Here is a 15,095-nt window from a genome sequence, read left to right on the forward strand (position 1 = left end):
GCGTACGGCTGTCGACCGTCATGCCCGACCCCACCCGCCGCCGCTCGCGACGACGAGTCCCTGCAGCTGCGCCAGGGCGAGCGCGTCGGCGACGTCGGCCGTCGACATGCCCGCCCGACGGGCGATCTCGGCCTCGGGCAGAGCGCGACGACCGAGCGCGTCGAGCACCCGGAGCACCTCGGGATCCTGCCGACCGGACAGGAGCGGTTCGTCCGGCACCGCTCCCCCGCTCGTCCCGGTCGCCGGCCTCGCCGCCGCGACCGGATCCCCGGGGTGCACGACGATCTGCGCCCGTCCCTGTGCGATGAGCCGGTGGCACCCGACCGATGCCGAGGACGCGAACGCTCCCGGGACCGCGAACACCGGCCGGCCGAGCTGCGCGGCGTGGTGGGCGGTGTTGAGCGCCCCGGACCGGGCGCCCGCTTCGACCACGACCGTGACGTCGGCCAGCGCGGCGATCAGCCGGTTCCGGGCGCGTAGACGTACGTTATATGCGTGACCCGCGCTGTGATCTACACCCGCCAGTCTGAAGACGTCTCCGAGGGCATCACCCGCCAGTTAGAACGCTGTCGCGCACTCATCCAGCTTCGGGACTGGGAGGTAGTCGAGGAGTTCATCGACAACGATACGAGCGCATCAAAGCGCCGGGGAGCAGATACTCAGTGGGCGACGATGCTCGACCGGCTACGCGCCGGGGAGGCGGAAGTAGTCGTGTCCGTCGACCTGGACCGCCTACTTCGCGACACCCGCGACCTCATGACAATCATCGACACCGGCGCTCACGTGCTCACGGTCGACGGACAGATCGATCTCACGACTGCCGACGGGGAATTCCGGGCGACGATGCTCGCAAGCATCGCCCGCTTCGAGGTCCGGCGGAAGGGCGAGCGCCAGCTCCGCGCCAACGTGGCGCGCGCCGCGGCCGGACGCCCCGTTCCGACCCGACGACGATACGGCTATGAGTCTGACGGTGTGACGCCCCGTCCGGCCGAGGCGACGGTCGTCCGCCACATGTTCGAGCACGTGGCCGACGGCGGGTCGCTTCGCAGCCTTTCACGCGAGCTCGCGGAGGACGGCGTCGACCCCTCGCCGGGGAAGGAGTGGAGCCCACGCCGCCTCCGGGACATCTTGCTGAACGAGACTTACGCGGGATTCGCGCGGTACAAGGGCAAGGACGGAGCGGAGTTCCAGGTGGTGAAGTCGGACCACGTCGTGCCGGTCGTGGACGAGGAGCTCGCCGCCGAGGTCCGGGCGATCCTCTCCGACCCAGGTCGCCGAACCTCACCGGGCGGCCAGGCACGCCACCTTCTCAGCGGCCTCGCGCACTGCGCGGCATGCGGTGCTGCCCTCCACTTCATGCGCGCATACAAGTGCCCGACGCCCGGTAAGGGACACCCCTCGATCAACGCAGCGCTGATCGAGCCGCTCGCCGTCGACGCTGTCGTGACAGCGCTCCTCACGAGCGGCGCGGACCTCTTCCCGACTACGGCGAGCGCGAGCATCCGCTCGCTCGTCGAGCAGCACGAGGCGAACGCCGGGAAGGTCCGCCTCATTCTCGACGACAGGGACGCCGGGGTCGTGCCACCAGCGATCGCGCGCACGCGGCTCATTGAGCTGAAGAGCGAGCGCGAAACGATCGAGGCTGACTTGGATCGAGCCCGAAGCGAGAAGACAGCGGCGGGGGCTCTCCACGAGCTCGCGCGTGGCCTCCTCCGTGGCGAAGCCGAGTGGACGATGCCCGAGTTCGGCGAGATGCGGTCGCGGGTCCGAGAGCGCTTCGAGGACCTCGGGCTGGAGCAACGGCGCGAGATCATCCGTGCGCTCCTCTATATAGAGCTGGAGCCGGGCAGGGACGCCGCGAAGCGGGTCCGCATCGAGCATCGCCTCGCGACCCATCTCAATCCCGGCGCCGAGGACCCGCAACACGCGTTCGACTGACCGTTGGTGCGATGAAGCGCGTTTACACGTGTACGAGAAGGCTTCTCCACGCCGGAGAGGCCCTCTTCGTCGTCTCCAGGGGTGACGAAGTGACGGTTCTAGCGTCACCCCGTATAGGTGTGTGAAGAGAGAGAGTTCTATACACCTAACAGAGGTACCCGTCACTTCCGTCACTTCGTCACCCTCGGCGTCACCCGGCGTCACCCGGCGTCGATCTGAGCAGCTGGCTCGCGGCCGGTCCCCTTCTGCAACATGAGTCGCCACTCCGCCGCCCTCTCGCCGACAACCGACGCCGAAACCCTCGTTCGAGCCGCCACCGCCGCAGCCGGGTGGAGCGCCGAGGTCGGGGAAGCGGCTGTGCGGTCTCTTCATCGTCGCCAATCGAGCGCGGGGAAGACATGCGGCCGATGCGGCACACATCAGCCCTTCGCGGCGTTCGGCGTCGACTCGACCCGGCGTGACGGCAAGGCGTCTTCGTGCCGCCGCTGTCGCCGCCGCGCAGTGCGCCGACGCTGATTGCGCGTCACGGTCCCGGTCCCCTTCTCCGGTAGAGCGATCTGTCTCGTTCTCATCTGGGTGAATGACGCCCGCGCGTTGGAAAACAGGGCCAGCGTGCGGGCGCTCTCTATCGCCTCGATCCGTTGTTGACATCTGACCGAGGAGGCCGATGCAGGACTCACCTTCCGGCTGCCTCTGGTGCGGCCAGCCCTTCGCCGCGTCCCGCGCGGACGCCCGCTACTGCTCCGCCTCGCACAGAGTCTCGGCATCCCGAGCTCGACGGAGGGACGAGCACGCGCTCAGCGCTCTGGACGCGGCGCGTGAGTCGATCCGGCACGTGCTCAGCGCCGACAGCACGCAAGGCCCCTCAGCAATCCACGCAGCCCCGTTCGCGGGCACCGCAGAGCTCGTCGACGCCGCGTTGGCGGACGTCCGCTCGGCGTTCGCACGCTCTACAGACTCCCGACGCGGCGGGGTAACCCGCGCACCCCTCCACCCCGATGAAAGGAACACCTGTGACCGACAAGCGCACCCCTGACGAACTGCCGTCGTGGCTCTACCTCGCGGCTCCAGAAGCCTCCGGCAAGCGCGAAGAATGGCGTCGACTCATCGCCGCCGACCGGGACCGCATCGCCCCGCTCGCTCGCGAACGACTTGCGGTGGGGCAGGCGATCGTCGACAAGACGATCGTTACCGGCCCCGTCGGCAATCCTGATGGTCGCGTCCCGCGTCAAGGCGTCACGCATGCCGAGGTCGACGCCCTCACGGACCGCGAAGCCGAGCTCGCCGCCGCGATGCGACCGGACCCGGCAATCGCGAAGATCGAAGCCGATCTCCGCGCGCTGACGCGAAAGACGGCCGACGAGGTAGACCTCCGAGCGATCACCGCGGAGGCGACCCGTACTGCGCACGGCCGCATGATCGCCGCGCTTGCCGAACTCCGCGCTGCGTTCAGCGACCGCGAGCAATCTCACGCGTCATGGGTCCGCGCGGCCGGAGTCGGCGGCACCGTCACCGTCGGCCGCACGAGCTACGAGCTTCGCGCCTTCGAGCTGGAAGAGATCGAGCGCTTCCGTTCGGGAGCCCTCACGGACGGACTCGAAGGAGCCGCGTCGTGAAGTCGGCGATCGACCGCGCTGTGGGCGAGGCACGCACGGCGGGCGCGCTACCTGAACGCCTAGAAGACGTCGACGCGCAGACACGCCGCAAGGTCGAGGTGGAGGCGCGCTGGCACCGGATGACGCCGGAGCGCTACTACCGCGAGGCGCTCACTGCGCGCAACGCCGCCAACTCGCTAGACGAGACGACGGACGACGTCCTGGCGGAAATCCGAGGTCTGCGATGAGCCTCCGACCGACCACAACTGTCCGGGTAAACGGCACCGTCTACGTCACCGACGAGAGCCATCCCGACGGCGACCCCATCGCCCTGCTCGACGTGCGCGACCTCGGCGAAGACGACTGATTCTCCTTCCTCCACTTCCCACAGCGCGGGAGCTACATGCCCGCGTGCGGCTGGATGCCGCGTCTCATGCGAAAGCACCGCCTTCTCCTGGACCACGCTCGCCAGCTCCTCGGCGACGGCTACGGCCCGCGCCTTCCGATGCTCGCCTCCGCGAGCGCGCGCAGGCACCTCCACAGGAACGTCCTCGACGCCCTTCCCCACCGCTTCGCGGAGCTCTCCTCGGGCGCTCGCCGCGAGGCTGTCGCCGCCTGGGCGATCCAACTCGTCGCCGATCGCGGCGTCACTGAGGCAACCCGCATCGTCGGCGACCATGTCGACCGCATCGACGCTGCCCTCCGACACGACCGTGAGCGCGTCGAGCATGATTGGCAGCCAGCGGAGGCGCGACTTCGTGCCGCCGAGGCTCCTCGCCGCGTCAGCACGGCCAGTAGCTACGTCGTGCCGTGCGCAACCGGCTGCGGTCACTGGCTGCCCGCCGCTGGACCGCGCCCCGTCGTCGCCCGCAGCAGCACGTGCGATCGGCCGGCGGGAGCAGCGCGCCGAGCGAAGCGCGCCGAGCGCCGACGGGAGCGCAGCGCATGACCGCCCTCCCCGTCGCCGAGCACCCCTACCCCGTTGAGGTAGAGGACCGGGGTTCACCGACCCGACCACCTCTCCCTGCGCAGGTACGGCGGCACGCCGAGCTTGCCCTCCGCCTCGCCCACGCACTCGACGGAGTAAGCGAGGCGCAGTATCAGCGTGCCTCGCTCAGCCCGCGGCCCGAGTCCCTCGGCATCCGGACCAGCGGGGTGAGCGACCCAACTGGTGACACCGCTGCCGACTCGCGGCGCCTGGCACTTCGCGCTGCCGCGGTGCACGCTGAGCTCATGCTCGAGCGCACCGCGCAGGCGCTGGAACACGCGCTCGGCGTCCTCGACCAAGCGACCGCACGATGGTCCGGCGACCGGACCCACGTGTAGCCATCAGGGCGGCCGGACCGCGCCCGGCTGCCCTTCAGGGGGTGGGGGTGGACCTCCCCCTCCCCCCCCTGTCGCCCCTACCGAACCGGCATAGCGCCTCGCTGTGCGTACGGGCATAGAGGTCCTCATCAATCCGTAGGCGAGTCCGCCTCCCGAGGCCCTCCAGGGCCGCCCCGTCCCCGTCTGAGCCCCTGAGCAATCGCCAGGGGGATTGTCAGCCCTCGACGCTTCCACCCGACGGCGTCTGGGAAGTGGCGACTAGCGCCTCGCCCGGCTGCACTGGGTTCGATGAGAACCACTCTGGTCCTTCACGACCCGTCGCCCATTCTGCGATGTGCTTCGCCACAGCATTCACGACGTTGGTCATAGCCTTCGGGTTTTTCTCGGACTGATCGGCCTTGCCCCACTCGGTCGTCACACGCGCGAGCTCGGAACGAGCAGCGTCGACCCATTCCGCTACGGGAAGCTCAGCCTCTTTCAACTCCAGCCGCAACGCGGTGATGGACGTCGAGACGCCTTGCAGCGCGGGGATCAGGTCATCGACTTTAGGGCCCTGCTTCGAGTGACTCATCAGGGGACGGACGATGCCGCGGAACGCTCCGGCCACTTCGAGGGCGATCTCGCGCCGTCGTGCAAGCCGATCTTGGCGAGCACTCGAGATCTGCAACAGCAGAGAGGCTCCGGCGCCAAGTCCTGCGCCAACGATGCCTGTCAGGAAACTTGCCCAGTCGAACATGCCTCAAATCTAACGCCTCAACCGTCCGACCCGACCCCCGCCGCTTCTAGTGGCGGGGGTTTCGCATTCCCACCGGAGGACCTCATGAAGAACGTCGGCTTCTCCACAATGTCCCTAGTCCCGGACGCTCACCGGTTCGGACTCGCGCTCCCGACCGCCGCACGCGCCAGCCTCGGCCGGGCGGGGAACCGCGGCGGCGGCCTGTTCTTCGCGAGCACGCTCCGCGCGATCGCCCCACTCGCCGCGATCTCGGCGGGCCTATGGGTGGCCGGAAAGGTCGGCGGTTTCTTCAAGGACGCTGTCTCCGGTGCTTCCGAGCTGGAGCAGTCCGTCGGCGCGATCGAGACGGTGTTTAAGGGCTCGGCCGGGCAGATGCTCGATTGGTCCAACAACGCCGCGACCGCGGTCGGCCTGACGGCGAACGAATACAACACGCTCGGGACCCTGATCGGTACCCAGCTGAAGAACGGTGGCACGGCGACCGACGAGCTCGCCGGGAAGACCAATGACCTGATCGGCGTCGGCGCGGACCTGTCCTCCATGTTCGGCGGGACGACGTCCGACGCGGTCTCGGCCCTGTCCTCGGCCCTGAAGGGCGAGCGCGACCCGATCGAGGCGTACGGCGTGAGCCTGAATCAGGCAGCCGTCGACGCGAAGGCCGCCGAGCTCGGCTTCTCGAAGGTCGGCGGCGCGCTCTCCACGGAGGCGAATCAGGCCGCGACCCTCGCGCTCATCATGGACCAGACCGCGGACGCGCACGGCAACTTCGGGCGCGAGAGCGACACCCTCGCGCACAAGCAGCAGGTGCTAAATGCGATGTGGGAGAACGGCAAGACGAAGATCGGCCAGGCCCTCCTCCCGGCTTTCTCCGGCCTCGCCTCGGCCCTGATCGGTGTCCTCGGTCCGTCCCTCGACGGAGCCGTGACGGCGATCAATTGGGTGGTCGACGCCTTCGGCGGTCTCGGCTCGACGTTCGGCCCGGTGATCGGCTCCATGGTGAGCGCCTTCGCCCCGTTCGTCCCGCAGATCACCGGAGCGCTCTCGGAGCTCGTCCCGGCGTTCGCATCGGTCCTGCCGAGCCTGTCGCCGTTCGGCGTGATCCTTCAGGGGCTCCTCCCGATCCTCCCGCAGCTTCTCCCGCTCGTCGTCCAGCTCGCGACGCACCTCGGCGGCGGCCTCGTCGCGGTGCACGCGCAGTTCCTCCCGCTTGTCGCGTCGCTCGGCGGACTGTTCCGCCAGCAGCTTGCCGCGATCCTGCCCTACCTGGCGCAGGCCGCTGGCCTCTACGGGGCGCTCCTCCGGGACGTCCTCGTGCCCGCGTGGGCGACGCTTCTCTCTGCCCTCGTCCCGGTCGTCGCCGCGCTCGTCGACGTGGTGCTCCCTGGCTTCGCCTCGCTCATCGCCGCCCTCGTGCCTGCACTGGCGGCATCGGCGATGCTCGTTGGGGCTGTCGGCCCCGTTGTCGCTGCGCTCCTCGGCGTGCTCCTGCCGATGGTCGAGGCGCTGACGCCGGTCGTCCGGGCCGCGGCGTCCCTGGTGATCTCCGTCGTGACCGGCGCCCTTCAGATCGTGCAGGGCCTCCTTCAGACCGCAACGGCGCTCATGTCCGGCGACTGGGCTCAGGTCTGGTCGGGGCTGGCGACGGTCCTCTCCGGTGTGTGGGCGCTCGTGACGGGCCTCCTCCGAGGATCGGTCGGTGTTGTCGTCGCCGTCATCCGTGCGGCGCTCACGGTCGTGCGCTCGGCGTGGTCCGCCGCTGTCGGCGCGCTCTCCGGCCCCTTCCGCGCCCTGACCGACGGCCTCCGCTCAGCGATTGTCGAGCACGTCGGCGTTCTCGTCGGCTTCCTCGCCACCCTCGGCGCTCTCGCCGTCTCAGGTCTTTCCGGCACGGGGTCGTGGCTGCACAGTGTCGGCCGGAACATCGTCGAAGGTTTGATCGAGGGAGTGAAGGCGATGACTCAGCGCATCGCCGACGCCGTCCTCGGCCCGATCAAGGGCTCGGTGGACGCGGTGAAGAGCTTCCTCGGCATCCACAGCCCCTCGCGCATGATGCGCGAGCACGCCGCTGACGCCGTCGCGGAGAGCGCACGGAACATGCACTACGTGGAGCCCGCCACAGCGCCGAGCGCGCTCTTCAAGCCGGGACCGGACGCGGCGAGCACCTGGACCGGTCGAGACTTTGAGCTCAGCTCGACGGGAAGCCTGCGCGGCGACCTTCGAGAGGTCGACTTCCTGATCCGGACCCAGCAGCACGCCTACGCGCGCTAAGCCGTCTGACAATCCGTAACAATCCGCCTCGCAGCCGAACGCCCCCGTCCCGGACCTCAGTCCTGGACGGGGGCGTTTCGTCGTACTCGGGCTTTGTTCGCGAGCTACCGGCGCCGCCCGTGGCCCGGTAGTCCGCCACTCACGACGCGGATGCGGGGGAAGGCGTACCCCCCACCGCTGCCGCGGGTGGGCTCAGCCTTGTCCATGCGTTCCACGAGCTCGGCCCAACGACGCTTGTCCTCGGCGTCTCGCGCCTTGAAGGCGACTCGCTTGGCTTCGCGCTTCCTGTAGCGCTCGGCTGCTTCCTCCGATGGGGATGGACGGACGCCGCCCTCGAAGGTCTCGGTTGTGACGACTGTTCCTGTGGCTGCACACCTGAGGGTGTGCGTTCCCGGGTGGTTCCCGAGGCGGTTGTCCGCGGTCACGTGGGTAGCGTGTCCGCAGTCGGGGCAGATGGTTCGGGCCATTGACAACTCCCATCGCACGAGCGTCTGCGTTCGTGCGTGGACAGGGTAGACGACTTGAACGTACGTTCGAAGCGACACGCCGCGCGACACGCGAAGAAGTGTTCGATAGTCGGGTCGGAAGCGGTTCGGAGAGTCAGGCGAGGACCCGACGTGCCTTCTCCAACGCCGCGGCAGCAATCCAGCGGGTCGGATGCGACTCTCCGTCCAGCCGCGCGGCCCTCTCAATCTCGTCTAGTTCGCCCGGCGAAAGGCGCACGGATCGGGTGAGGCTCTTCGGGTCAACGGCTCGCGGACGACCCGGCTTACGTCCTTCGGTCATGGCCAGACAATATCAGTGTTGCGGAAACCTCCCTCGGCTGCGATAGTTGTTGCAACACCGAAACTAGGAGGCAGCGTGATCAGCAACACCGACTCAGCCTGGGTCATCGTGTCCGACGGCAGCGGCGGTACCTGGACCGTGTTCGCGGACGGCAGCCGGACTCGATGGGTCCCCGAGATCGATGGGGCCCCGCTGTGAGCGCGGAGGTGGACGTCCTTCTCGACCCGGGCACCGCCCTCCGGAGAAGAGCGCTCTACTGGACAAGCGAGGGCAAGCTCATCGTGGACGCCGACGGCAGAACGGAACATGATCACGACGGCACCCTCGGGGACTCCCGGCGCGCGTTCTACGCTCGGCGCGCTCGCCTCGGTCGCGAAGCGGCGGGCGGTCCCGACCTGATCACCGAGCTACGCTTCCGCCTCGCCGCAGCCCCCGAGGTCGGCGAGTTCACGTTCTCCTCCACCGAGATGGGCCAGCTCGGCGACGACGCGAGCGTGGCCGATGCGCTGGAAGCTGCCGACGGCCCGATCCTCGCGACGCTGAAGATCGAGCCCGTGAGCTTCGTCGCGAAGAACGGCCCCATGAAGGGCCAGGAGGTCAACTACAACAAGCCGGTGCTCACCCTGAAGGGCGCCGCTCCGGCCGCCGAGTAGCAGCTCGGCTCGTCTCAACCGAAGGCCCCCGTCTCCTCGCGAGGCGGGGTCCTTCGTCGTCTCCGCGTCAGAGGCCCGAGGCAGACTCCCCGCATGGGAAAGCGACGCTCTGATCGGTGGCAGCCGCCGATGCAGGCGACGCCCTTCAGTCTGTCGAAAGAGGCGTACGGCGGCCCCGTCGTCGGCGCGGGGCTCCTCCCGGTGCGGGCCTACGTTCAGACGCCGGAGGGACTCTTTCGGGTCGACGGCTTGGCTGTCTCGCAGACGCCCGACGCGGTGCTCGTCCGCTGGGATCGGGCCGACGGGCTTCCCTTGGAGGCGTGGGTCTGGAGGGCTGCGGTTAGGCACCGCGGAAGCGCTCGCAAGCCCGGTTGATCTGGAGGGTGCTCGACAACGACAGGCTTGCCTCCGCGATGGGGCTACGACGGCGACGTTTCGTACTTCTGCCGAGCCTCGTCCGCCTCGTGCCAGTCGCGCTGAATCGTGTCAAGCGCCCTACTTTTACCCGTCGCGTCCTCTCGGAGGTGTGCCGCCGCCAGCTCCCGCACCGCCGACAAAATACGGGTTTCCCGAACGTCGATCTTCTCGTACTCCCAGTCATCCTCGTCCACGAGCCACGTCGAAAGCTGGAACGCGGTCACTCCGCGCACGATGCCGCTACGGGCTTCTTGGTCATGCACGAGTAATGCGGCTGCGAGAATCTCACGAGTCTCCATGAGCTGGGCTGCACGATCACCGGCGTCCACGGGCTCCTTGCGCAAGCGACGCAAACGCCGCGCACGCATGACATCCAGGAACCGAGTCCCCGCCTCAATCACACGCACGAGTGACTCGCGGGATTGCGCCCGGAGCTCAGCGTCTCGATCGGCCGCGCGTTCCTCAGCTCTGGCCTCTCGATTGAGCCTCGCCGTACGGTTGAACGTGACGGCACCGCCCAAGATCGCGAGCGCACCCGTGGCTGCCGCGATCACGTTCCCCCACGAATCGGCGTCAAGGCCGAACCAACCAGATGACACAACCTCACCCTATCTCTAACTCGTCTGTAGGCCCGGCGCGATACCCCAGGGCGCTATCCGGTCCGAAGGATCGCCGGTCCTTCCAGATATGGCTCAAACGAGGTAGGCCGTGTCAGTGCCGCTTCCGCCGGTTCCACTTCCTTCGACTCCTCCATATAAGCCATTGCCGTCGTGGCCGTGTCATGATCTCTGAGTGATTCTCGCCGCGTCGACCGAGGCGGCTAACGCCGCAGCCCCGTTCTGGTCCGCCATGCTCACAGTGATCCCAGTCCTCGCGCTAGCGATGAGTGTCGAAGTCGGCCGCCAGCTGCGTAACGCAGAAGTGCTTCCTTGGTGGCTTCGAGTAGTGCAGTCAATCTTCCTTGCGGGATACGCCGCCGCGCTGTTGGTCTCCTTCAATATGACGCTGGACGCACTCGTCCATCGAGACGGGATGGAACGGGCTTCCATAGTTGGCGCGCTCGTGTGGAGCTCCCTGTTGTTCCTCGTTGCGCTGCCTGTTTGGGATGTGTTGCAGCGCGTGAATCCCGAAGTGACCGAGGTCCTCTTGCGAGTTGCTCCCTGGTCTCGCTGGCGAAGGATGCGGCGCAAGTTGAGGAAAGCGCTGGTTGAGGTGCGTCGCACGCAGGCCGGGATCGACCGATCAGTCGAAGACACCAGGACTGCCCTAGCGGAGATGGAACGAAAGCTCGCGGACGCGCAGGAAACCCGCGCGCGCTGGCCTGGACTGCGGGCCCTACACGACAGCCGTCCGTCGACTCCAGAGGCCGAAGCGGAGTGGGCGGAAGTGCTACGACTCGCGGACAACCTGGGGCTCGATCGGCTGGCGCCCGGCACTGCTCTCGGGGCTATGGAGAGGCTCGTCCATGGGATGCAAGCGAGCCTCTCTGAACAGGTGCAACTCCAACGGAAGGTGGCGGTACTAGTTCGCCAGGTCGAGCTTCGAGTTCGAGGGGCGCGGATCCTCCGATTCAGTGGGCAAGAGAAAACGGACTTCGCGGCTCAGATCCGATCTGTGCAAACGGAAGTAGCCCAGCAGCAGCGCCAGTAGGCCGCGTTCGGTGGCTCAACCTGCGGGGACGAATACGCATACTGCTTGCGCCAACTGGCGAGGAAACGCCAACGCGTCGGTCGCGTCCCCGGTGCCGACTCAGCGAGCAGCGCCCCCTGCCGCGCCACGTTGTGGAGCAGCTGCGCGTTGCCCACCGGGTAGAGCTGGTCGATGCCACCCGCCAGGACGGCGACCGTGGGCGTCCCGGCGGCGACGGCGACACGGTGCGCCACCGCGTCGATGCCGTAGGCACCCCCGCTCACGATGAGGAATCCCGCGTCCGCCGCCGTCGAGGTGATCTCCGCGGCGGCCTCGGCACCGGCCACCGTGTTCGCCCGGGACCCCACGACCCCCAACGCCGGCATCCCGTCGCCGAGGCGCGCACCCGTGCTGCGCGTCCAGAGGACCACCGGGGCGTGCGGCCCGAGGTCGTCCAACGCGGGCGGCCACCCGTCGCTCTCGGGGACCAGCAGTCCGGCACCGACCGCACCGACAGCCGCGAGCACGTCGCCCACCTCGACAGCGGCCAATCGGGGCCGCCAGCGTTCCACCGCGGTCTGCAGCACGCCGAGCAGCACCGCTGGGTCCTCGGCACCCGGCACCTCGGCGTCGACGCAGCATCCCAGCAGCGAATCGAAGTCTCCGTCGGCGGCGAGCAGCACCGCACCGAGCGCGCGCTCGGGTCCGAGGCCGTTGAGGAGCTCGCCGGCGACGGAGTCCCCCGGTTCGACGATGGCCGACCAGGCGACCCGTGCCGCGGCCTGCACCGGATCCACCGCGGCACCGCTGGGCCCGAGCAGGCGCGCCACGGTGTCGAGGAGCTCCGTGCCCGCCGGCATCACAGCGCGCTCCGCAGGGCCAGGGCGCCGCGGACGTGCGCGCCCGTGGGCCGCTCCACCGCGTCGAGGTCGGCGAGCGTCCATGCCAGGCGCATGACACGGTCCCACCCGCGCATCGTCAGGGTCCCGAGGTCGAGTGCGCGATCGAGGTCTGCCGTCGACCCGGGTTCGATTCGCCCCTCGGCTCGGAGCCACGTCCCGGTGACCTCGGCATTGCGCGTCCATCCTGTGCCGTGCAGTCGCTCCGCCATGCGGGCTCGTGCTGCCGCGACCGCCGCACGCGCCAGCGCCGTCGTCGGGGTGCTGCCGTCCGCCTCCCGCATCCGACCCGTCGTCACCCGGGGCACCAGCACCCGGATGTCCATCCGGTCGAGCAGCGGCCCGGACATGCGGCCGAGGTACCGGCGGACGGTGCTCGGCGAGCACTCGCACGGCTGCCCGTGCGCACCACCGGCGTTGCCGCACGGACAGGGGTTCGCCGCCAGGACGACCTGGCAGCGTGCGGGGAACTCGGCCGCTCCCGCCGCACGGTGGATCGTGATCCGCCCGGACTCGAGCGGTTGCCGGAGCGCGTCGAGCACGGGCCGCGGGAACTCCGGTGCCTCGTCGAGGAACAGGATGCCCCCGGTGGCGCGCGACACGGCTCCGGGGCGCAGGACCCCGGATCCGCCGCCGATGAGCGAGACCGCCGACGCAGAGTGGTGCGGGGCTTCCCACGGTGGCTTCGTGCTCCACGACGCGGGGCCCAGCCCGGCGACGGACCGGACGGCGGCGACCTCGAGCGCGGTCTCGTCGTCGAGGTCGGGCAGTAGCCCGGGCAGCCGTTCGGCGAGCATGGTCTTGCCGGCGCCCGGCGGCCCGAGCAGCAGGGCATGGTGTCCACCGGCCGCCGCGGCGATGAGTGCTCGGACGCCGACCGGGTTCCCCACGACGTCCGACAGCTCGGCCACGGGACGCGGCACAGCCGTGACCGGGACCGGCAGCACCGGGTCGACCTCGACCGTCGGCAGGAGCGCCCCGGCGTCGATCGCCGCCGCCCGCAACGAGTCCACGCCCCGGATCCGGACCCCGCCGACCACACGGGCCTCGGTCAGGTTGCCGACGGGCAGCACGACGCGGTCCACACCGGCGTCGCGCGCGGCGATCAACATCGGGATCACGCCGGGGACCGGACGCACCCGCCCGTCGAGGCCGAGCTCGCCGATGTAGACGATGCGCTCCGAGACGTCCGGCGCGAGACCGGCACCGGCGAGCACGGCCATCGCGATGGCGAGGTCGAACCCCGAACCGCGCTTCGGGATCGCCGCCGGGGTCAGGTTCACGGTGATCCGGCGGGCGGGCAGCGGACACCCCGCGTTCGCGGCCGCGGATCGCACACGTTCCCGTGCCTCGCCCAACGAGGTGTCGGGCAGACCGATGATGCTGAACGCCGGCAGCTGACTGGTCAGGTGCGCTTCGACCTCGATCCGCCGACCGGTGACCCCGAGCAGCGCGACCGCGGCAGCGCGACCGATGCCCGTCACAGGACACCCGCCAGGTGCTCGACGACGGTGCGGGGGCCGTCGACGTGGACCGCGACGACGTCCACCCGGACCGCGCGCGCCGAGACCTCGGGATGCGCGTCGAACCACTCGGGCACGAGTCGTCGCATCCGGGTGAGCTTCGCCGCCGTGATCGCCTCGAACGGGTGACCGGTGGCGGCACCGGAACGGGTCTTCACCTCGATGAAGGCGAGCGTGCAGGAATCCCACGCGACGATGTCGATCTCACCGCGCGCACATCGCCAGTTCCGCTCGAGCACGCGGAATCCCCGGGCTTCGAGCCAGGCCACCGCTCGCTCTTCACCGAATCGTCCGAGTCGGCCGTTCCGGAGCGACCGCCCCGGTGCTCGTTGCACGTCTTGTTCCATGTCGTTGCCTCCACGACAACGATCTCCGGAACGCACACACCGATCGGCGGACTCGGAGAGTCTGTGGAATCAGTGCGGACGAATTGCCCCTGTGGAGGAAAGAAGCAGGACCCGGGCGATCGAGATCACCCGGGTCCTGCTGCGACGAGCGTCAGTGCGCTGCTGCGTAGGCTTCCTGCACCTGCGTCGAGATGCGCCCGCGGGAGGAGACCTCGTACCCGTTCTCCTTGGCCCACTCGCGGATCTTGCCGAGTTCTTCGGAGTTGCCGCGCTTCGGGGCGGACTTCGGCGCGGAACCGCCGCCGGTGCGGCGACCGGAGACCTTGCGCGCTGCGGCGATGTAGTCGGAGATCGCCTCGCGGAACTTGTCGACGTTGTCGTTCGACAGGTCGATCTCGTACGACGAGCCGTCGAACGCGAATTCGACCGTCCGGCCTTCACCGGTGGTGATGGGGGAATCGTCGAGGTCGTCGACGAGCTGGACGGTGACCTTCTGTGCCATGGGGTGCTCCTGTTCGTGGGGCGGTTATTTCCCCATCAGAATAGCGCGCACAATTCCCCGGCGGTCCGGATCAGCGGCGATTCACCGAGAAAGAAGCAGGAGAAAGGAAATTGACGATCACTCGTCGAGTGCGAGTTCCTTCGGCAGTTCGAGTTCCCGCGTCGTGAGTTCCTCGACATTCACGTCCTTGAACGTGAGTACCCGGACACCCTTGACGAACCGGTCGGAACGGTAGACGTCCCAGACCCAGACGTCGTTCATCGTCAGTTCGAAGTAGAAGTCGTGCTCCGTGTCACGGCGCACGAGTTCGACCTCGTTCGCCAGGTAGAAACGGCGCTCCGTCTCGACCACGTAACGGAACTGCGACACCACGTCGCGGTACTCGCGGTACAGGGCCAGCTCGACCTCGCGGTCGTAGTCGTCGAATTCGTCCTCATCCATTGCGCCCACAGTCTACGGCGACGGAGGCCCGTGCG

Annotated in this window: 16 protein-coding genes; 9 read left to right on the forward strand and 7 right to left on the reverse strand. The window is 68.8% G+C overall.

The window, feature by feature from the left end; genetic code table 11:
* Positions 1-18: 18 nt before the first annotated feature.
* Positions 19-558: a DNA-processing protein DprA gene (locus DEJ21_RS05955; RefSeq protein ID WP_111224019.1), complete on the reverse strand. Its 540-nt coding sequence runs from the start codon at positions 556-558 to the stop codon at positions 19-21.
* On the opposite strand from DEJ21_RS05955, the gene DEJ21_RS05960 reads away from it, so the two are divergent.
* The 9 genes from DEJ21_RS05960 to DEJ21_RS05995 all read left to right on the forward strand — a co-directional run bounded on the left by DEJ21_RS05960 (position 496) and on the right by DEJ21_RS05995 (position 9,677).
* The gene (locus tag DEJ21_RS05960) at positions 496-1,938 is read left to right on the forward strand and encodes a recombinase family protein (RefSeq protein ID WP_111224020.1); all 1,443 of its coding nucleotides are present in this window, start codon (positions 496-498) and stop codon (positions 1,936-1,938) included. The two genes, DEJ21_RS05955 and DEJ21_RS05960, sit on opposite strands and share 63 nt — an antisense overlap.
* Positions 1,939-2,951: 1,013 nt before the next feature.
* Entirely contained in the window at positions 2,952-3,554 is a 603-nt protein-coding gene (locus tag DEJ21_RS05965) for a hypothetical protein (RefSeq protein WP_111224021.1), read from the forward strand.
* Positions 3,551-3,781, forward strand: a complete 231-nt coding sequence (locus DEJ21_RS17950) for a hypothetical protein (protein WP_146247707.1) — start codon at positions 3,551-3,553, stop codon at positions 3,779-3,781. The genes DEJ21_RS05965 and DEJ21_RS17950 overlap by 4 nt, the downstream gene beginning before the upstream one ends.
* A complete protein-coding gene (locus tag DEJ21_RS18545) occupies positions 3,778-3,900 on the forward strand; it encodes a hypothetical protein (RefSeq protein ID WP_258374891.1) in 123 nt (40 codons plus the stop codon). The genes DEJ21_RS17950 and DEJ21_RS18545 overlap by 4 nt, the downstream gene beginning before the upstream one ends.
* Positions 3,901-4,688: 788 nt before the next feature.
* Entirely contained in the window at positions 4,689-4,859 is a 171-nt protein-coding gene (locus DEJ21_RS18140; RefSeq protein ID WP_181435799.1) for a hypothetical protein, read from the forward strand.
* Between the two features lie 334 nt (positions 4,860-5,193).
* Positions 5,194-7,863 carry a hypothetical protein gene (locus tag DEJ21_RS05980; protein ID WP_146247708.1) on the forward strand — a complete coding sequence of 890 codons (2,670 nt, stop codon included), beginning with the start codon at positions 5,194-5,196 and terminating at the stop codon, positions 7,861-7,863.
* Positions 7,864-8,724: 861 nt separating this feature from the next.
* The gene (locus tag DEJ21_RS18550) at positions 8,725-8,847 is read left to right on the forward strand and encodes a hypothetical protein (RefSeq protein WP_258374892.1); all 123 of its coding nucleotides are present in this window, start codon (positions 8,725-8,727) and stop codon (positions 8,845-8,847) included.
* On the forward strand, positions 8,844-9,302 hold the full coding sequence (locus DEJ21_RS05990) for a hypothetical protein (RefSeq protein ID WP_111224026.1): 459 nt from the start codon (positions 8,844-8,846) through the stop codon (positions 9,300-9,302). Before DEJ21_RS18550 ends, DEJ21_RS05990 begins: the two co-directional genes overlap by 4 nt.
* A gap of 93 nt (positions 9,303-9,395) precedes the next feature.
* A complete protein-coding gene (locus DEJ21_RS05995) occupies positions 9,396-9,677 on the forward strand; it encodes a hypothetical protein (protein WP_146247709.1) in 282 nt (93 codons plus the stop codon).
* Positions 9,678-9,721: 44 nt separating this feature from the next.
* Here the strand turns inward: DEJ21_RS05995 and DEJ21_RS06000 are convergent, their stop codons facing one another.
* The 6 genes from DEJ21_RS06000 to DEJ21_RS06030 all read right to left on the reverse strand — a co-directional run bounded on the left by DEJ21_RS06000 (position 9,722) and on the right by DEJ21_RS06030 (position 15,060).
* Positions 9,722-10,318 carry a hypothetical protein gene (locus DEJ21_RS06000; RefSeq protein ID WP_146247710.1) on the reverse strand — a complete coding sequence of 199 codons (597 nt, stop codon included), beginning with the start codon at positions 10,316-10,318 and terminating at the stop codon, positions 9,722-9,724.
* A 1,002-nt stretch (positions 10,319-11,320) separates the two neighbouring features.
* Complete coding sequence (locus tag DEJ21_RS06010; RefSeq protein WP_111224030.1) at positions 11,321-12,208, reverse strand: DNA-processing protein DprA; 888 nt, start codon at positions 12,206-12,208, stop codon at positions 11,321-11,323.
* A complete protein-coding gene (locus DEJ21_RS06015) occupies positions 12,208-13,731 on the reverse strand; it encodes a YifB family Mg chelatase-like AAA ATPase (RefSeq protein WP_111224031.1) in 1,524 nt (507 codons plus the stop codon). Before DEJ21_RS06015 ends, DEJ21_RS06010 begins: the two co-directional genes overlap by 1 nt.
* Positions 13,728-14,105, reverse strand: a complete 378-nt coding sequence (locus DEJ21_RS06020; protein ID WP_244993148.1) for a YraN family protein — start codon at positions 14,103-14,105, stop codon at positions 13,728-13,730. The genes DEJ21_RS06015 and DEJ21_RS06020 overlap by 4 nt, the downstream gene beginning before the upstream one ends.
* A gap of 163 nt (positions 14,106-14,268) precedes the next feature.
* The gene (locus DEJ21_RS06025) at positions 14,269-14,619 is read right to left on the reverse strand and encodes an Lsr2 family protein (RefSeq protein WP_017888250.1); all 351 of its coding nucleotides are present in this window, start codon (positions 14,617-14,619) and stop codon (positions 14,269-14,271) included.
* A gap of 117 nt (positions 14,620-14,736) precedes the next feature.
* A complete protein-coding gene (locus tag DEJ21_RS06030) occupies positions 14,737-15,060 on the reverse strand; it encodes a DUF2469 family protein (protein ID WP_017888251.1) in 324 nt (107 codons plus the stop codon).
* Between the last annotated feature and the right edge of the window lie 35 nt (positions 15,061-15,095).

The sequence above is a fragment of the Curtobacterium sp. MCSS17_006 genome, from assembly GCF_003234215.1.
In the GTDB taxonomy this organism is placed as follows: domain Bacteria; phylum Actinomycetota; class Actinomycetes; order Actinomycetales; family Microbacteriaceae; genus Curtobacterium; species Curtobacterium flaccumfaciens.